This is a genomic window from Cellulomonas sp. IC4_254 (genome assembly GCF_011603975.1).
In the GTDB taxonomy this organism is placed as follows: domain Bacteria; phylum Actinomycetota; class Actinomycetes; order Actinomycetales; family Cellulomonadaceae; genus Cellulomonas.
This window is the reverse complement of sequence record NZ_JAANNB010000001.1, coordinates 56,497-73,387: the sequence shown is the minus strand read 5'-3', so window position 1 is coordinate 73,387 and position 16,891 is coordinate 56,497. Positions and strand designations below refer to the sequence as shown.

Below are 16,891 nucleotides of genomic sequence, written 5' to 3'. Positions count from 1 at the left end.
CCGGCTCCGGCTGGGGATCGGGCGCGGGGTCGGTGGCGGGGTCGGTCACGGGCTCCGGCTCGGGCTGCGGGTCGCTCCCGGTCCCGGGTTCGGCGCCGGGCTGCGGGTCGTTCCCCGTCCCCGGATCGGTCCCGGGCTGCTCCGCGGGCGGCGGCGTCCCCACCCCGTCCTCCGCGGCGAGCGTGGGGTCGCTGCCCGTGTACACCAGGGCCTCGAGCTCGCTCGGCGTCGGGTCGCCGAGCGCACCCTGCTCCTGCAGGTCGGCGATGACCTCCGCGCGGGCCACCCCCGCCTCGCGCTGCACGTTGTAGAACTCGCCCGCCGGCATGGCCCGGCACGACGGTGCGGCAGGAAGCGCACCCGTGGTGTTGAGGCCCTTGTAGTTGCCGAACGGCGGGATGACGTCGCCCCAGTCCTTGGCGTGGGTGGCGTAGTACCCCGGCGTCGGGTCGAACACCGGTCCGGTGTGGCCGCCGTGGCCGCTGCCGTTGCCGCCCCCCGCGCCGTTGTTCCCCGTGACCGACGACTGCGACACGGTGATCTCGCGGTACGGGTTCGTGACCGAGCGGGTGCGGTGGCACATCGTGACCGACCCGGTCCCGCCGGAGCCGGCGGCGAGCGCCGCGGGCGTCACCACGATCCCGGTCAGCAGCGCGGCGGACGCCGCCAGTGCGATGGATCGTGTGCGCATGTCGGACTCCTCGGTGCCCCCGCAGGCACCGGTCGGCGCCGCAGGGCCCTGATCGGTCGCGTCCCGAGGCGGTTGAGGGAACCTGATGCGGGGCCGCGGGGCATGGGTGCCAGCACCCAGGTCGGCGACCTGCTCCTGGGAGAGTCCGGCCGCCGGCTTCCGACGGCATCCTCCCCTCGCGAGCGGTGCCGCGGCTTCGTACGCTCTGTGCCGTGCTGACGCGGCGGTGTCAGCAGCACGGCCGTAGGCAGACCCGGCCGCACCGCCGGTCGAGCGATGCGGTGGGGGAACGCGATGCGTACCTATCTCGACGACCACGCCGCCCGGGCCGCTGCCGGGATCGGGCCCGGCGTGCAGGCGAGCATCACGGTGCGGCACCACGGGGCGACGGTGCGGGTGGCGAGCAGCGACGGACGAGCGGCGGCGTGCGACCAGGTCGAGGCCCGCACGGAGGACGGGCCCTGCATCATCGCGATGTCCGGGCTGGACCCCGTGGTGGTGCCGGACGTCGGTCAGGAGTGGCGGTGGCCGACCTGGTCACGCACCGTGCTCGACAGCGGTTTCGCCTCCGTGGCCGCTGTGCCGGCCCCCGTGGAGAGGACGGTCGCCGTCGCGGTGAACCTGTACGCGGAGCCTGGGGTCTCCTGGGACCCGCCACGGCTGGAGGCGGGCCGGGGAGCCGCCGAGGCTGTGGCCGTCGACGTGCGGGCGCGCCTGCGTGCGGCGGTGCTCGCCGAGCCACCCATGGACGACACCGACTCCGAGCCGGCGATCGTCGACCGGGCGGTGGGCGTGATCATGCAGGGCAACGGCTGCGACGCACCGACCGCGCGAGCGCTCCTCACCATGGTGGCGTTCCGCGACGAGCGGCCGCTGGTCGACGTCGCCGCCTTCCTGCTCGCGACGGTGTCGCACTCGCGCTGAGGTCCTGCGGGCCCGTCCGGCACGGGCACCCGCCGAGCGCCCCACGCCTGTCGCGCCGCTCGCGAGATGTCGGCTCTCGTCCCCGGCTCGGCGCGCGCGGGGTCGGGGTCCGTGTGACCCTGGCGTTCCGCGGCGCAGGCCACACGTCGCGGGCGGTGCGCGAGCGAGGCTCGCGAGGGGGAGCCGTTGATGGACGCTGCACCCAGGACCATGCCGGCGCCGGTGCCGGCTGCGGAGCGACGGGTGCGTCGCGCCGGCGCGCGAGCCGGCGTCGCTCCGCCCGCGGTCCGGACGGTCGGGGTCGAGGAGGAGCTGCTCCTCGTGGACCCCCGCACCGGGCGGGCGCGCCCGGGGGCCCGTGCCGCGCTCGCAGCGGACGGCCGGTCGGGCGCACCGGCGCTGACCCCCGAGCTCCAGCAGGAGCAGGTGGAGACCGCGACGCCGCCACGCACCGCCATGTCCGACGTCGAGGCCGATCTGCACGCGCTGCGCGACCGAGCCCGGCGCGCGGCTCGCGCAGCGGGCGCGCTCGCCGTGCCGCTCGCGACGTCGCCGCTGCCCACGCAGCCCTCCCTGTCGCCGGGGACGCGCTACCGGGCGATCAGCGACGGGTTCGGCCTCACCTGCGCGCAGCAGCTCACCTGCGGCTGCCACGTGCACGTCGCCGTCGCGTCCCGGGAGGAGGGCGTCGCCGTGCTCGATCGCATCCGGTGCTGGCTGCCGGTCCTGACGGCGCTCGCGACGAACTCGCCCTTCTTCGAGGGCAGAGACACCGGCTACGCGGGATACCGCACGCAGGCCTGGGGCCGGTGGCCGGGCACGGGACCGGCCGATGTGTACGGCAGCGTCGAGCGCTACGACGGGCTCCTGCAGCAGATGCTCGGCACGGGCGTGCTGCTGGACGCCGGCATGCTCTACGCCGACGCACGCCTCTCCGAGCGGTACCCCACGGTGGAGATCCGGGTCGCCGACGTCTGCCTGGACCCCGCCGACACCGTCCTGATCACGGCGCTGAGCCGGGCCCTGGTCGAGACCGCGGCCGAGGAGTGGCGCCACGAGCGCCCACCGCTGGCGACGGAGACCGCGGTGCTGCGGCTCGCGGCGTGGCGTGCGAGCAGGTCCGGGGTGGAGAGCGACCTGCTGCACCCCGAGACCGCCCGTCCGGTTCCCGCACGCTTCGCGGTGGAAGCCCTGCTCGAGCACGTCGCAGGCGCCCTGGTCGCCTCGGGGGACGCCGTCCGCGTCGAGCGCCGGGCCGAGCACGTGCTCGAGCGCGGCACCGGCGCCACCTGGCAGCGCGCGGTGGCGGCCGAGACGGGGGACCTCGCTCACGTCGTCCTCCGCTCCGCCCTCTGACGCGACCGGACCCACCCACCGACGGAGGACCCGCCTGGCGGCACGGAGGTGAACCCGCTCGACACCGAGGAGAAGCGCATGGACCCCGCAGACGTGGATCGCGTGCACGCCCACGCCGACGAGCACCTGGACGCGCTCGTCCAGCAGCTCGCGGACTGGGTCCGGATCCCCGGCGTCGCCGGGGTCGCGGAGAACCAGATGACCCTGCAGCGGTCGGCCAACTGGCTCGCCGGGGTGCTGCGCGCGACCGGGTCCCCGCGCGTCGAGCTGTGGGAGGTCGAGGGCGGCGCCCCCGCGGTGTACGCGGAGTGGTGCGGGGCGCCCGGCGCGCCCACGGTGCTGGTCTACAGCCACCACGACGTCCGCAGCGCGAAGCCGGAGAACTGGGGCCAGGTCGACCCGTTCGAGCCGGCGGTCCGGGACGGCCGGCTCTGGGGCCGCGGGGCCTCCGACGCCAAGGGCCAGGTGCTGTGCCACGTGTGGGGCCTCCGGGCGCACCTGGCGGCGACGGGCCGGACGGCGCCGGCGGTCAACGTGAAGCTGCTCGTCGAGGGCGAGGAGGAGGCGCAGTCGACGCACCTCGCGCAGCTTCTGGACGCGCACCCGGAGGCGACCGCGGCCGACGTCGTGCTGCTGAGCGACACCACGCTCTGGCGGGCCGACGCCCCCGCGGTGTGCCGGGGCCTGCGCGGGTCGCTGAACGCGACGCTCCAGGTCACCGGCCCGGGCCGGGACGCGCACAGCGGCGCGGTCTCGGGACCGGCGCCCAACCCGCTGCACGCGGTCGCCGCGCTGGTCGCCCGCCTGCACGACGAGGACGGGCGGGTCACGCTGCCCGGCTTCTACGACGACGTCGAGCCGGTCCCGGAGGCGGAGCGCGCGGCGATCGCCGACCTGCCGTACTCGGACGCGGACTGGCTGGCGCGCTCGGAGACGCACCGGATCGTCGGCGAGCGGGGCTGGACACCCCTGGAGCGGCTGTGGCTGCGCCCGGCGGTGGAGGTGCTGACCATCGTCGCGGGCGACGTCGACCCGCCGACCCGCGGCGCGATCCCGTCGGTGGCCCGGGTGGACCTCAGCATCCGCACGGTGCCCGGCCAGCGGGTGCACCGGGTGGCGGAGCAGCTGCGCGCGTGGGTGGCCGAGCAGATGCCGGGCTACGTCGACTGGGAGCTGACGGTCCCGCTCGCGACCACCCAGGAGGCGTACCGGACGCCGGACGACGTCCCGGCGCTCGGGGTGCTGCGCGCGGCCATGGCGGACGGGTGGCGCACCGACCACGTGGGATCGATGCGCAACGCCGGAGGATCGCCCGCATCGCTGCTGCACGACACCACCGGGGCACCGGTGCTGTTCTTCGGCACCGGCCTGGTCGAGGACCACTGGCACGACAGCGACGAGAGCGTGCTCATCGACCTCCTGCGTGCCGGGACCGCGACGCTCGCGGCCTTCTGGAGCAGGCTCGCCGACGGTGACGACGCGATCGACCGACGGACGACCGGCCGATGACCCGGCGTCGACGCGCACCGTCCGATCGTGCGGTCTGCAGTCGGCCCACCGGCGGGACACCGCGGTGTCCCGCCGGTGGGCCGATCTCTCCGGGCGGCCCGCCGAGCGCCTCAGCCCGGGATGGTGCGCGGGTCGTGCCCGTAGGAGTTCTTCTCGTGCACCCGGCCGTCCAGGCCGTGGATGTGGTGCTCGGCCTTGCGGGTCATCGCCTCGTCCCGTCCGGCCGACACCGCAGCGTCCTTGTGGTCGAACGTCCCGCCGACCTGCCGGCCTCCGACCTCGTTCACCCACACGCCGTCACGGTGGACCGTGTGCACGCCGTTGCCCTCGCTCACGCTGACCTCCTGGTTCGTCGGAGACAGCAGTCTCATCGGTGCACGGCAGGACGGCATCCGGTGCGCGTCGGCGGGTTCGAGGTGGCCCGGTCGTCGCGCGCTCGGGATCCTGAGCGGGGCGAACCAGCCGACCCCGGGGAGGTGTGATGAGCGGCCGACGACCGGACCAGTCCGTCCGGATCGCGACGACGCTCCAGCGGTGGGAGTCGCTGGCTTTCGTGCACTGGCCGTACGCGCCTGACGACATCGCTGCGCTCCTGCCGCCCGGCCTGGTGCCGGATGTCGTGGACGGCTCGGCGTGGGTCGGGGTCACGCCGTTCCTCATGCGGGGCGTCCGCCTCCCGGGCGTCCCTGCTGTCCCCGGTTGGTCGGAGTTCGCCGAGGTGAACGTCCGGACCTACGTCCGGCACCCGCGCAGCGGCACCGACGGGCTGTGGTTCCTGGCTCTCGTCTGCCCGCGCAGGGCGGTCGTGGGTGCACTGCGCGCTGTCGGTCTTCCGTACCACCGAGGCGAGGGTTGGGCGCACGACGACGCGGAAGCCGTGTCCTACCGGGTCCGCGTCGCTGGTGGCGACGTGCTGAGTGCGCGCGTGGTGCCGGGGGAGCGGATCGTCGACCCGGACCCGTGGCTCGTCTCGGTCACGGGCCGCTGGGGTGCCTACACCCGCAGGGCGGGCCGGCTGTGGCGGGTGCCGGTGGAGCACGCGCCGTGGCCGTTGCACGTGGCGAGCGCTCCGCACCTGTCCACCGACCTGGTGCAACGGTGCGGTCTGCCTCGACCGGTCGGGGTCCCGCACGTGTCCTGGTCGCCCGGGGTGGATGTGCGCATCGGCGTGCCTCACCCGATGCCCGACGCCCCCGGGTGACGAGTCTCGCGGGGAGTGCGACGGCGGGGTCGGGACGAGCAGGACGTCGAGGGAGCGGAGGACCGCTTCCCTCGGACACGGCAAGAGCCCCAGGTCCGAGGACCTGGGGCTCTGCTGGTGGGCGATACTGGGATCGAACCAGTGACCTCTTCCGTGTCAGGGAAGAGGTCGAGCGTTCACCAGCGTGTTTGTCAGGGGTGCAGGGAACTGCTAACGGGCTGGTCAAGGCGCCGTGGGGAGCCGTAGGGAACAGCAGGGAACGTAGGGGTATCAGGGAAAGTCAAGGGAATCCCTGCGCTCGCGCTGGATGGTCGGGCGTGACGCGTCGCGCGGTCAGGCGGCCGCGCGGGATGGGCCGGCACACCCTTCGGCCGTGCAGATCCGCGGACTCTGGCTCCGCCCGCGTGGCTTGTGTCCGTCCCACACCCGGTCCATGTCCAGGGTCGTGAGGGCCTTCTGCATCGAGTCGACGGCGGCGTCGGAGTAGCGGCCGATGCGCTGCGATCCGAGCACGAAGACGTAGTGGGCTCGGGGGTTGCCGTCGATGCCCAGGTGCCGACGGAGCGCAGTCGCGCGGGAGGTTGAGATGCCGACACGCTTCGCGAGTTCGGTCGCCGAGAGGTAGAACTTCCGGTCCAGGTCCACCTCGCGGATGGCGGCCGCGGGCACGCTCTCGTCGACGACGTATCGCACCGGGGCTCCCTCGGTCTTGCTGAAGCGCACCGTGATCGTGGCGCCGGTGCCATCGATCTGCGCGGAGACATCGCTCAGGCGTGGGAACACCTCGGTGCGTTCGCGCCCAGCCTTGATGCCTCGTTCGACGCGGTCGACGTCCTTCGCGGAGACCTGGGCCGCGGCGCCGACGTGCGCCTCCATCGCGAGCAAGGTCCGGATGCGGGCGCGCGCGTCGTGTCGGGCGCGGCGGCCGGGCTTGAGCAGCTCGGCGATCTGGGTGAACTCGTCGTCGATGAGGACGTCCAGGTCCCGGGGAGGAGCCACGGAGATCGGCAGCACGCGGACCGGCAGATGGTCGGCGAGTCGCTCGGAGAACACACGGGTTAGAAGCTCGTCGAACAAGGTGACCGCGGCTCGGGCATGCAGGTAGAGAAGCTGCTCGCTGACCTCGTTGAACCAGTGCTGTTCGTCGTCGCGCATGGCGTCGATGGCCCGAAGCGTTCCGGCGTCGTTGTTCGAAAGCTTGATCCGGGTGTCGGCGGCGGCGAGGCCGAGGCACTTCTCGAACCCGATGGAGCGACCGAGCTTGCGGTCGAAGACTGGAACGTTGTGCTGGACGAGCGCCGCCTTGAGCAGCATCTCGAACGCGTGCTGGAGGCTCAGGAGAACTTGGGTGACTCGACCCTCGTCGTGGGGCGAGTTGAAGGCTGTCGTGGCGACCGTGAGCGAGGAGAGCGCCTTGATCTTGAGTACCCGCGCCTCTTGCTTGAGCTTCACATCGCCCTCCGACTCCGAGACCGCCGTCGACACGGCGACGCGGCCCACGATAGGAGGCCCGGGCAGCACGAGACGCGGGCGCGCCGGTCAGAAGAGGCGTGGCTGTACCGCGAGCACGGTGGAGACGTCCGGTGGTGTATAGCGCGCGGACTTCAGGACCTTGCCGTCGCGGCGGAGTAGCGGCCGGCCGCGGTCGTCGAGCTTGCTCATGTTCGCGCGATGTACCTCCCGTACAACGGCATCGAGGTCGATGCCGTACGTCACGGCCGTTCCGAAGACCACGTAGGTGATGTCAGCGAGTGCGTCGGCGATCGCTACCAGGTTGCTGTCGTCGAGTGCGTCGCGGAGTTCCTGTACCTCCTCGGCCAGCAACCGCAGCCGCAACGCCGCGACGTCAGGACTGACGTCGAGCGAAGGATCGGGATTGCGTGGCAGGCCGAAGGCCCGGTGAAAGTCGAGGACCAGATCGGTGATGTCGGACAGCGGAGGAAGCCGCGTGCGCGTGCGCGTCGACGTGCGCGCCCGGTGGATCGGGAGATCGATCTGCAGGGTGTCCTGGATGACTGCAGACCGTCGACGTCGCGTGCCTTCGTGCCCCACGTCGTCACCTTGTCACATGATCCACGGCGTCCGCCAAGGGTGCTGGTGAGCGGATAGTTGTCGCCTGACGGGCACGGCTCATCGCTGCGGGAAGAGCTGAGACGTCGGCTCGCCCTGCTCCCAGCGCGTGACGGTGAGGACAGCGTCGACGACGTTCGGGGAAGCGTAGGGAACGGTCAGCTCGACGACCGCGTCGCTGCGCCCGCGCCGCTTCGCCATCTGCTCGTAGGGGTAGTCCTCGAGGCGAACGAACGTCTCGGGTCCGCGTGCTGGCATGTTCGGCACGTGAACGGACCCGGTGTTGTACGGGGCCAGGTCGACCTGCGGGTGCGCGGCCAGCAGCTTCGCGGTGTCGACTTCCAGCACGGTCTGCGGGTGCCTCTTGTAAGCGGTTGCGCCCATGAGCCGACGCAATCGCTCCAGAGAGACCCAGAAGAAGACTCGTCCGTTCAGCGCATCGAGGAACTCCTGCAGCGTCGTGCCAGGAAGCAGGCACTGGTCGATGAACTTCAGGGGACGCTGGTCGCGGACGAGGACGTCGGGCAGCCCGTCGTGCTGTAGTGCCACGCTGGTGCGGCGGACGCCGTTGAGGATCTGTGCGCGGACGGCCGGCGGTGGGTCGTAGAGGTCGACGAGGGCGGCCGTGCTGAGCAGGCCGCGCTCCTGGACGGAAGGCCAGGCGCCGTCGACGGCCATGTGGAACAGCCGGGGATACAGGTCAACAAAGTGCTCGCGGTCCACGTCCTACGCCTCCGCGGTCGGGAGCCGGGTGGGCCGAGCGCCGCGCCAGGTACGGCGGTCGATGATGCCGCGCTCGAGGAAGGACGTAGCGATGAGTGACACAGCGGCTCCTGTGACGCTCTCGACTTCCTCGACGAACTCGATGGTCGCGCCCGTGAGCTGCTCGTAGCGATAGGCGTTCTTGTTGTTGCGGTCGAGGTAGTCGGCAAATGTCAGTGCGATGTCGGTCGCCGAGTTTAGTTCGGCGGCGCGCCTGAGCAATTCCCAGTCAAACTCCGCAACCCGGCGGATCCTCTTGGTCACGGAGCTGACGTCCCGGATGTCGCCGGCTTCGTGCCTGGAGCGCTGCTCGATCTCGGACCACTGCAACTCCCGGCCGTGTCCTATGTCTCCCGAGTTGCCAGCGACGCGGATCGGGTAGGTGCGGATCGTCACGATGGCTCGGCGCACGCGGCGAGGCCCGATGCCCGCTTCGGAAAGTGTGCCCGCGATCGTGGTGTCGCGGCTTGTCACGTGGGGGTACTGGCCGTGGAAGACGCTCAGCCCGGTGCCCTGGGTGCCCTCGACGAGTACGTACTGGCCGGCCGCGAAGGCGTCGTTGAGGAGTTCGCCGGTCTCGGCGAGGAATGGCTGGAGCTCCGGGTGGTCGCGCGCGAGCTTCGTCGAGCCGTCGCGGCCGAGGATGCGCCTGGCTGCGGCAGCGCCGACGCCTTGCCCGGTTGACGCGATCGCTCCGACGAGCCCGGCCTCGCGGTCGATGTCATCTTGGTTGATCACCATGACCTGCGGGTCGATCTTCACGCGCGCTGGGTCGACTCCGGTCTCGGCGATCTCGTTGAGCAGGACAAACGGGTTCACGACGGCGCCGGGTCCGATGACCAGCGGCGCATGCGGGTTCGCGCGCGATCCTGATGGCAGGGTGCGGTGGGTCAGGACGGAGCCGTCGTGGCGGACCTTGTGTCCTGCGTTCGGTCCCCCGACTCGCACGAGGACGCCGTACTCGGGCGCGAGGTGGTAGGCGATGTTCCCCTTGCCTTCGGAACCGAACTGGCCTCCGACGAGGACGTCGACGAGTGGGGCGGTAAGGGCGGGAAGCAGGCCCAGCCGGGCCGCGCACCGGATGACGATGTCCTCGATCGTGTTGCGGTGGGTGTCCAGTACGACGTCAGCGATCATGCCGAGCTCGTCGATGTTCGCCTCGGTTGAGTTCTCGGCGAGCATCTCGTACGACGCCAGCTCAGCCACGGAGTCGCGACGTCGCTCCCGGTACCGCTCTGCCAGGACCGAGCGGTCGGCGGCAACGAGGTGGACGTGAACGAGTCGACGCCCGAACGACACCCTCAGTTCGTCGATCTGCTCGCGGATTCGCACGGCGTCGACGATGAGGAGGCGAGAGTCGTCACCGTCGTGGGCGTGCGCAGCATCGCTGACCCAGCGCCCCGCGGTCTCCCTATCGAGAACGTCGCCGAACGCCTGCATCGCGCGGCGGTCGGTCAGGTCGACGCCTCGCTTGCTCGCGAGGTCGACAAGGGCGTCGCGAGTCTTGACGACGGTCCCACCCCACCGGTCAACGAGCTTCGATGCGACGGTGCTCTTACCTACGGCGATGGCGCCGGACAGTGCGACGACGATGTCCACGAGTCCTCCGAGGTCGACGGGTGCGGCCCCGTCGGTCGAGGGAGCGCTCGTGCCTGAGGCAAGGTTCCAGTACGAGGCCGCATCGATGTGTCATCGCGACGTGATTAGTCCTGATTTCACCCGGCTGGCGGCGTCTCCGTGCCTGTCGTCGGGAGGTGGCGGAACGGTGGGCATGAGTTCGACTGGGCCACCGTTGTGTCATTGCAGAAGCACGGCAGCGGCATCCCGGCGTCGGCGATGATCCCGCGGACGGCTTCCCGTGTCGCCGCGATCTGTTCGGGGCTGTAGGCGGCGGTGCCGGCACTCCCGGTGGCGCCACAGGGGCGGCCGGGTGCGGAGCACAGGACGATGCCGAGTGCTCGGGCGAGGTCGAGCACCAGTAGCCGGTGTCCGCCGAGGTCGTGCGGGAAGAAGGCGCACGGAGTGAGCCTGGGCTGGCTCACGACTCGTCAGTCGCGTCCGTTGCTACCGTCTCGTCGCCCGCGCCAACCGCAAGATCGAGGGTCGAGACGGTGCTCGCCAGCGAGTCGTCACTGCGATGGATACGCCGACAGGCGTATCAGTTGTGGGCAACCTGGTGAACGGCCCCTCGAAGCGCGCGAGAGGTCGTTCGTTCATGGCACGCTCACGACGTCGCCCAACACCGTCGCCCGAGCAAAGGACCGTCATGGATCACGTCGCCGTGCTGATCGACTGCGACAACGTCTCGCGTGATCAGGTCAGGGGAGTCCTCGCCGAGACCGCGCGCTACGGAACGCTGAGCGTGAAGCGCGGATACGGTGACTGGACTCGACCCCACCTCAACGGGTGGAAGAACGAGCTGACTCGACACGCCATCCAGCCGGTGCAGCAGTTCGCCTATGTCGCTGGTAAGAATGCTACCGACTCTTCCCTCATCATCGACGCGATGGACTTGCTCTACGCAGGCAACGTCAACGTCTTTTGCATCGTCTCCAGTGACAGTGACTTCACTCGCCTCGCTGTGCGTCTCCGCGAGTCTGGTCGACGGGTCTACGGCATCGGAGCGCGACACACGCCTGGTGCGTTCGCGAATGCCTGCGACCGGTTCACCTACCTCGATTTGCTTCCCGGGGACGGCGAAACACCGGCGGCGGTTCCGGCAACGGCCCCTGACAGCAATTTAGAGCACGAGCGTGGGTCTGGCACCACTGCGGGTGTTGAACCGGTCCGGCTCGACCCGGTGGCCGCCCTCCCGTTGCTGGAGGCGGCGATTTCGGCTTCCGCGGACGAGGACGGCTGGGCCTATCTGGCGACGGTCGGTGCGTACATCGCCAACACCGAGCCCACATTCGACTCGCGTACCTACGGGCACGCGAAACTTGGATCCCTTGCGCGCAACGTTCCGGGGATCGAAGTGCGCAGGTTGGAGGACCCGGCACACTTCGGCCACCTCGCTGTCCGCTTGGCCGAACTACGTTAGGCGCATCTGGGCGCTCCGTTGTCGCTTACGCCCTCCCGCGCGCGGATGGCCTCTCGAAGACTGACGCCCCCAACCGCGTCGCGAGTCGGACTTCACCGGGCTCGACGGTTCGGGCGTGTTCGGTTTGGTCATCGTCGGACGGGCTCGCGGAGCTAGCGTGTGACGGCAGGCTCCGGCATGTCCGCATGGTCGTGAAGGCGTTCGTGAGGCCGCTCTGAGAGGTTCCGGTACGACCTTCCGTCGTGCCGGCGACCGGTGGAGTGCGATGCGCGGTTGTGGGGATGAGACCGCGACCCGTGCTGCGCCTCGAGCTGGAGGCTCCGGCGAGCTCAGCCCGGGATGTTCCGCGGGTCGTTGCCCGGGTCCACCGTGTCCTTGGCGCGGATCTGGCCGTCTCGGCCGTGGATGGTGACCTCGCCGCCGCCGGCGTTGTGCACGATCTCCTTGGCCCGGGCGATCGCCTCGGCCTGCGTGTCGGTGTGTGCGGAGCGTCGCTCACCGGCTCCGGTCACGTCCCATCTGCCGGACGAATTGGGGACGACGTTCCTGTTCGTGCCCATGCGCACTCCCTCGCTCTCGCGTGGTGCCTGATGCACCAGCGCATCGGAGCCAAGGTTGCCAGATCGAGTCCGCGCGGCGGCGCTCGTCGAGCGGGTGGGTCGCGCGGCGAGTTGTGATCGTCTTGCCATCAGGCGCGGACGATCGCCTCGAGATCTCTGCCGCGATCTCGGGGGCGAAGCGTGCAGCGAGGTTGTCTCACGGGTGAGACACCCTCCCTCGTGGTCCTGTCGCCGCTTGCGCTAAGGCGGAGCGGAGCGGTGCATCGTATCGAACAGGTGTTCGATACGATGCGGCTGTGAGTCGTTCGTCGGGGAGTACGCCGTTCCCGCAAAGGGCGAGGTCGTTGATGCCCCGCCAGTACGGCAGTGGCACCGAGGTGCGGCCGGAGCGGGCGATCGCGGTCCGGGTGTGGATCCAGACGGTCAGCGGTGAGGACCTGCAGGTGGACGGAGATGCCCTCGCGTGGACGAAGAGGGCTGTGTACGTCCGCTACGTCGACAAGTACGGCCACCTGGACCGGGCGTGGGTGTGGGTGGGTGCCGTCGAGCGCCGTTGAGCGGGGACGGCGCGAGCTCTCTGCTCATGAAGTGGGTCCGGCCTGAGCTCGCACCGTTCCGTCGAATGTCACCCGCCGCCACCCGACCTCAGCGGTGTACCGCAGTCCGTCGCTTGGGCCGTTCGGCCACAGCCACAGCTCGTCCACGCCCTCGGGCGGGGTCAGCGTCGGCAGCGTGTACGGCTCTGCTCCCTCGTCGAGTGCGGAAGACAACCCGACGGCGATGGCGAGACCATGTTCACTCGCTTGGTCCAGCTCCACGTAGAGGTGCGTTCGCCGGGCACCTGAATTGCGCAGCTTGGCTACCTTGTTCGCGATCGTCGAACCGTCTCGGATCGTCGACCACCACGCGTCCACGCGCGGGCCGTAACCGCCCCATGCTGCTGTGGTCCCGCCGGACAGCCAGACCCGCCCGGGCGACCCATCCTGGGCGAAGGTGGCGCCCGCATGCTCGATGCGGAGTGAGGCGAGGGCGTCGTCGAAGTACGCGAGGTCGCGCAGGGTCACGTCTGCGTGCACGGTCGGGAGCTCCATCAACCCGAGCCGCTCGGCTTCGAGAAGCAGCCGCTTGAGAGCATCCGAATCCGCGAGCTCTTTCACGCGTGCCCTTGGGTAGAGGTAGACGTGCCAGCTGTGCTGCGTGCCGAGATCCAGTTGCGCGTTGCGGCGTAGGGCCTGGCGGAGCCGGACCCGAGAGGAGTCGGGGTCGGATGTGACCTCGGTGGCGTAGCGCGACGAGCCGTCCGCAGGGCCGAAGTCCGGATTTCCAGAGGTCCCGGGCACGTCGGGTCGAGACGAGCTCGCCGAGGAACTGCGCGAGCCGATCGCGGGCGAGGGCCTCGACCGGATCCAACTCGCCGCTTCCGCTCATGCTTCGAGGGTAGGCGTCGTCCGCGGAAGCCAGATGGAAGGTCGGCTCGGTGTGCGCGGACCCAACCTCGGGACGCGCACGCGCGGGCGTGACTCGTGGCGTTCGTCCACGAGGCCTCACAACTGCCTGGGTGCCGGCCGATGGGTACCCCAGATGGCCGCACGCGCAGCAGGTTCGGCTCGCGGTCGACATGACGGACCGGCGAAGCCGCATGGTCGGAGAGGGAACAGATGAGCACGCCCGCGCCCGGTTGGTACCCGGACCCGACTGACTCCGCTGGCAGGCGGTGGTGGGACGGCGCGCAGTGGACCCAGCGAACGCAGGTCGACCTCAGCGCGGCGCCGCCGCCCTCACCCGCAGCGTCTGAGGCGGGAGCTGCCCAGTCCGACCCGGTGGCCGCACCGGCCGAGTCCACTGCCGGAGTTCCTCGCCCGCAGGAGGCGGGTGTGACGTCCCGCCGCAGACGCGCCCTGACGTGGGTGGCCGTCAGCGCGGGCGTGGTGGTGGCGGCGACAGTCGGTGCCTTCGCGATGATGGATCGGACGCCTGATGTGCCGGACGTTGTCGGGCAGAGCGTCGAGGACGCCCGCGCGTCGCTCGAGGCGCTCGGGTTCGTCGTGGAGTTCCGTGGCGAGTCGGTGCCCGATGATGATGACGGCGACCACTGGACTGTGTCGTCGCAGGACCCGGAGGCGGGCGATGCAGGTGAGGCGACAGAGGTTCGGCTATGGGTGTCGACTCCGGTGACCGCCGCCGTCAAGGCGTGCAACGTGCCGACGAGCGTCGGGGACAACGGTTCGTCAGTCGTGCTCGACGTAGAGGGCGAGGACTACGGGTCCGGCGACCTCGACTACGTGCAGGCGCTGTGCGTGCTCACGGAGTTGGAGATGCCGGACTCCGTCTGGTCGAAGATGGAGGACACGCGCGCGCTCGACGGGCGTCAGACTGCGGACTGGGATGATGTCGAGGTGACCTGGTCCTATCACCCGGACGACGGCCTCGATGTGATTGTCGAGCTCACTGACTGAGAGTTCTTAAGGTGCGCCCGCGCCGCCTTTGCGTGGCCAAACCCGGATCGCCGAGCACGACCGCTGACGGCGAGCACCGAACGCGCCATCGTGGATGGCTCGAAGGGTCGCGCCTCCTGCGGCGTGACGCCACGCCTAGTGGCTGCTAGCTACGTTGCAGTCCTCGTCCCCGCGAACGCCTTCTTGGTCGGGGCGCGCTCGACGCTTGCCTGTTCGCCCCGAGGGTGGCCCCCAGGGTCAGCGGCCGGTCGCAGGTGCTCGCCGCCGAGTTGGGTGAGTGGTCGCAGGGCAGCTCGAAGTTGCGCTCGAACAAGCCCGGCTCCGGCTTCGGAGCGGTCCCTGCTACCTGCGCTGCCGGGTGAGCAGCATGCCGGCGAGGACACCGGCCGCCGCCGTGATGAGCAGGCCGGCCCTGGCGGGTGCTCGGGAGACGCGCGCGTGGGTCTGGTCCTGTGCCGCGAGGGCGGCGAGCAGCGCGTCGTGCCGCTCGACGGCTTGGCGTTCGAGGTCCTTGGCGGCCCGGCTTTCCAGGGCGTGCATCCGCAGGTCGGTCGCGAGAGTCGCGAGGAAGGCCAGCAGGGTGGCCAGCATCAGCCCGCCGAGGAACGGGTCGTCCGGTGACGGGTGTTCGACGGCGTAGCCCAGCATGAGCGTGAGTAGCGTCCCGCAGATGGTTAGCACGGCTCCGGCGAACAGTCGGGTGACGCGCAGCCACGCGAGGGGCGCTGGGAAGAACAGGCTGGTGAGGATGGCTGCGGCTACGAGGCATCCGACGATTGCGCCTGACCGCTGCCACACGTCCTGGACGACTGTGGTGAGCAGTGCCGCCACGGCGAGGATCGCCGCAACGCAGAGCACGAGCAGCCAGGTGAGAAGCCGGCCGGCTCCAGGGCGTGCCGGACGTGAAGTGGGTGTCACGGCCGCAGTCTGTCGTCCGCGTCCGTAGTCGTGACCGGAAAGCGGGTGCGCTCACCCGTTCGGCGACGAGGCAGCTGGTGGCGAGGTTTCGGTTGGGCGAACGGCGGCGGCGACGGGAACTCTTGCAGAGCCCAGGACGGGCTGGGACAAGCTTGGGGCCTCTTGGGGTGGTCGGGCCAGTGGGGCGCTGGCTGCCGGGAGCTCAGCAAGGGCGTCTCTGGTGTGCCGCGCGCCGGGATCGGGGATCGCGTGGAGGTTGGTGAGGGCGGTGTCGCTGAGCGGTGCGGGGTCGTTGAGGTGGCGCTGACGGGAGCGGCCTGGTTCGGCGTCAGCTCCCGGTCGTGGGCGAGGTAGGTGACGTCTGCACCGCGGCCTCGACGTCGTCGAGCTGCAGCGCGGTGGCGGGCAATCCTGCGTATCGGGATCAGTCGTACTCCCGGTCGCGTGGCCTCGCCGCGGAAGGCTAACCAGCGCGCTGGCCGAGGGTCGGGGGCCTGAGCCGTCGGACCGCCGACCCTACTCGAGCATCTCGATCGCAGGGTGGCGAGCGACGCGCCGAGCGGCGCGAGCGGCACGGGCGGAACCGACACCGAGCGCCAGGACGGTGCTGGCCAGAGACAAGCCCACAGAGATCACGTACAGGACAGGAGCCAGCTGCAGGGGAACGGAGAGCGCCGCGATCACGGCGGCGGCGCCGAGGAATGGAGCCATGGCACTTCGTGCAGCGACGTGGCCGGCGCGCCATGCCTGGTCGCTGGCCATCAGAGACGGCAAGCGGATGCCTGCCGAGCGGGTCCTTCCTGCTCCGTGCACGGGCTGAGAGACGAACATCCACACGGCCGCGTCAACGAGGATCAGGAGCACGGCGCATGCGACCGCTGCTGACCAGCCGGGGCTCGTCACTTTTCACTCCTCGTCTCGAGTTTCGCGTCTCGTCTCACGCTACTGCCTGCGGGTTCGTGGTCGCGGCGTCGTCCTCGGTGGTGGCGGACTCCGGGGGGCGGTGGTGTCGGACGCGCGAATGGCGATGCCGACGTCGGCGCCGGCGCGCACCCGCGGGCTTGCCGGCGTGGTCCACGCCAGTCGGCCTGCGTACGCCCACGCCTAGCATCGTCGCTGGTCACAGCAACACGCAGACGACGCTCATCTGAACTGGTCGTTCTGCCGCGGACGTGCGTTCGTGGTGCCGGCATGTGCCCGCTGGGGGTCGAGGGCCACATCGTTGAGTGGGCTCTGGGCGGGATCCGGGCTCGTCTGGGTCCGACGTGGTCTCCGTGCGCACGCTCGTTCGGGCGTCGCGCTGGGCTGTCACGGCGCCGTGGTTTGACGGTGCCGTCTACGTCAGTTGACGGTGTTGAAGTTCCGTTGTCGGGGCGATGTGCTGCGACCGGATCCTCGGGAGGC

At 70.6% G+C, this 16,891-nt stretch carries 16 protein-coding genes and 2 pseudogenes; 8 read left to right on the top strand and 10 right to left on the bottom strand.

The features are described from left to right. A pseudogene (locus G6556_RS00320) lies at positions 1-691 on the bottom strand (hypothetical protein); the annotation flags it as partial. A gap of 294 nt (positions 692-985) precedes the next feature. On the opposite strand from G6556_RS00320, the gene G6556_RS00315 reads away from it, so the two are divergent. From G6556_RS00315 to G6556_RS00305, 3 genes are all read left to right on the top strand, one after another. Beyond that, complete coding sequence (locus G6556_RS00315) at positions 986-1,615, top strand: GAF and ANTAR domain-containing protein (protein WP_166937580.1); 630 nt, start codon at positions 986-988, stop codon at positions 1,613-1,615. A 222-nt stretch (positions 1,616-1,837) separates the two neighbouring features. Next, a complete protein-coding gene (locus G6556_RS00310; protein ID WP_346774629.1) occupies positions 1,838-2,971 on the top strand; it encodes a glutamate--cysteine ligase in 1,134 nt (377 codons plus the stop codon). Positions 2,972-3,049: 78 nt separating this feature from the next. After that, positions 3,050-4,480 carry a M20/M25/M40 family metallo-hydrolase gene (locus tag G6556_RS00305; RefSeq protein WP_166937579.1) on the top strand — a complete coding sequence of 477 codons (1,431 nt, stop codon included), beginning with the start codon at positions 3,050-3,052 and terminating at the stop codon, positions 4,478-4,480. A gap of 110 nt (positions 4,481-4,590) precedes the next feature. Here G6556_RS00305 and G6556_RS00300 read toward each other — a convergent pair whose 3' ends face one another. Further along, positions 4,591-4,851, bottom strand: coding sequence for a DUF2188 domain-containing protein (locus tag G6556_RS00300; protein WP_166937578.1), 261 nt, complete (start codon positions 4,849-4,851; stop codon positions 4,591-4,593). 110 nt (positions 4,852-4,961) lie between these two features. Between G6556_RS00300 and G6556_RS00295 the strand changes: the two genes are divergently transcribed. Continuing rightward, positions 4,962-5,681, top strand: a complete 720-nt coding sequence (locus G6556_RS00295; RefSeq protein WP_166937577.1) for a DUF2071 domain-containing protein — start codon at positions 4,962-4,964, stop codon at positions 5,679-5,681. Positions 5,682-6,014: 333 nt separating this feature from the next. Here G6556_RS00295 and G6556_RS00290 read toward each other — a convergent pair whose 3' ends face one another. The 4 genes from G6556_RS00290 to G6556_RS00275 all read right to left on the bottom strand — a co-directional run bounded on the left by G6556_RS00290 (position 6,015) and on the right by G6556_RS00275 (position 10,112). Then, the gene (locus tag G6556_RS00290; protein ID WP_205692792.1) at positions 6,015-7,166 is read right to left on the bottom strand and encodes a DUF3644 domain-containing protein; all 1,152 of its coding nucleotides are present in this window, start codon (positions 7,164-7,166) and stop codon (positions 6,015-6,017) included. A 54-nt stretch (positions 7,167-7,220) separates the two neighbouring features. Next, a complete protein-coding gene (locus tag G6556_RS00285; RefSeq protein WP_205692790.1) occupies positions 7,221-7,733 on the bottom strand; it encodes a nucleoside triphosphate pyrophosphohydrolase family protein in 513 nt (170 codons plus the stop codon). Positions 7,734-7,811: 78 nt separating this feature from the next. After that, on the bottom strand, positions 7,812-8,474 hold the full coding sequence (locus tag G6556_RS00280) for a hypothetical protein (RefSeq protein ID WP_166937576.1): 663 nt from the start codon (positions 8,472-8,474) through the stop codon (positions 7,812-7,814). 3 nt (positions 8,475-8,477) lie between these two features. Continuing rightward, positions 8,478-10,112: an adenylosuccinate synthetase gene (locus G6556_RS00275; RefSeq protein WP_166937575.1), complete on the bottom strand. Its 1,635-nt coding sequence runs from the start codon at positions 10,110-10,112 to the stop codon at positions 8,478-8,480. 667 nt (positions 10,113-10,779) lie between these two features. Between G6556_RS00275 and G6556_RS00270 the strand changes: the two genes are divergently transcribed. Next, positions 10,780-11,553 carry an NYN domain-containing protein gene (locus G6556_RS00270; protein WP_166937574.1) on the top strand — a complete coding sequence of 258 codons (774 nt, stop codon included), beginning with the start codon at positions 10,780-10,782 and terminating at the stop codon, positions 11,551-11,553. A gap of 329 nt (positions 11,554-11,882) precedes the next feature. On the opposite strand, the gene G6556_RS00265 is transcribed toward G6556_RS00270, so the two are convergent. After that, complete coding sequence (locus G6556_RS00265) at positions 11,883-12,113, bottom strand: DUF2188 domain-containing protein (protein WP_166937573.1); 231 nt, start codon at positions 12,111-12,113, stop codon at positions 11,883-11,885. A gap of 347 nt (positions 12,114-12,460) precedes the next feature. Here G6556_RS00265 and G6556_RS00260 point away from each other — a divergent pair, with 347 nt between their 5' ends. Beyond that, positions 12,461-12,670: a hypothetical protein gene (locus G6556_RS00260; RefSeq protein WP_205692789.1), complete on the top strand. Its 210-nt coding sequence runs from the start codon at positions 12,461-12,463 to the stop codon at positions 12,668-12,670. A gap of 24 nt (positions 12,671-12,694) precedes the next feature. Here the strand turns inward: G6556_RS00260 and G6556_RS00255 are convergent, their stop codons facing one another. Then, a complete protein-coding gene (locus G6556_RS00255; protein WP_166937571.1) occupies positions 12,695-13,453 on the bottom strand; it encodes a hypothetical protein in 759 nt (252 codons plus the stop codon). A gap of 318 nt (positions 13,454-13,771) precedes the next feature. On the opposite strand from G6556_RS00255, the pseudogene G6556_RS20075 reads away from it, so the two are divergent. Then, positions 13,772-13,879: pseudogene (locus G6556_RS20075) on the top strand (DUF2510 domain-containing protein); the annotation flags it as partial. 108 nt (positions 13,880-13,987) lie between these two features. Then, positions 13,988-14,569, top strand: coding sequence for a PASTA domain-containing protein (locus tag G6556_RS00250; RefSeq protein WP_346774628.1), 582 nt, complete (start codon positions 13,988-13,990; stop codon positions 14,567-14,569). Between the two features lie 342 nt (positions 14,570-14,911). Here G6556_RS00250 and G6556_RS00245 read toward each other — a convergent pair whose 3' ends face one another. Both G6556_RS00245 and G6556_RS00240 read right to left on the bottom strand, forming a co-directional pair. After that, a complete protein-coding gene (locus G6556_RS00245; protein ID WP_166937569.1) occupies positions 14,912-15,400 on the bottom strand; it encodes a hypothetical protein in 489 nt (162 codons plus the stop codon). 603 nt (positions 15,401-16,003) lie between these two features. After that, the gene (locus tag G6556_RS00240) at positions 16,004-16,351 is read right to left on the bottom strand and encodes a hypothetical protein (protein WP_166937568.1); all 348 of its coding nucleotides are present in this window, start codon (positions 16,349-16,351) and stop codon (positions 16,004-16,006) included. Positions 16,352-16,891: the final 540 nt, after the last annotated feature.

Bases quoted from the DNA above. Each gene is read 5' to 3' on its own strand.
- G6556_RS00315 (WP_166937580.1), top strand. From the start codon at position 986: ATGCGTACCTATCTCGACGACCACGCCGCCCGGGCCGCTGCCGGGATC.
- G6556_RS00305 (WP_166937579.1), top strand. From the start codon at position 3,050: ATGGACCCCGCAGACGTGGATCGCGTGCACGCCCACGCCGACGAGCAC.
- G6556_RS00300 (WP_166937578.1), bottom strand. From the start codon at position 4,851: ATGAGACTGCTGTCTCCGACGAACCAGGAGGTCAGCGTGAGCGAGGGC.
- G6556_RS00295 (WP_166937577.1), top strand. From the start codon at position 4,962: ATGAGCGGCCGACGACCGGACCAGTCCGTCCGGATCGCGACGACGCTC.
- G6556_RS00270 (WP_166937574.1), top strand. From the start codon at position 10,780: ATGGATCACGTCGCCGTGCTGATCGACTGCGACAACGTCTCGCGTGAT.
- G6556_RS00265 (WP_166937573.1), bottom strand. From the start codon at position 12,113: ATGGGCACGAACAGGAACGTCGTCCCCAATTCGTCCGGCAGATGGGAC.
- G6556_RS00260 (WP_205692789.1), top strand. From the start codon at position 12,461: ATGCCCCGCCAGTACGGCAGTGGCACCGAGGTGCGGCCGGAGCGGGCG.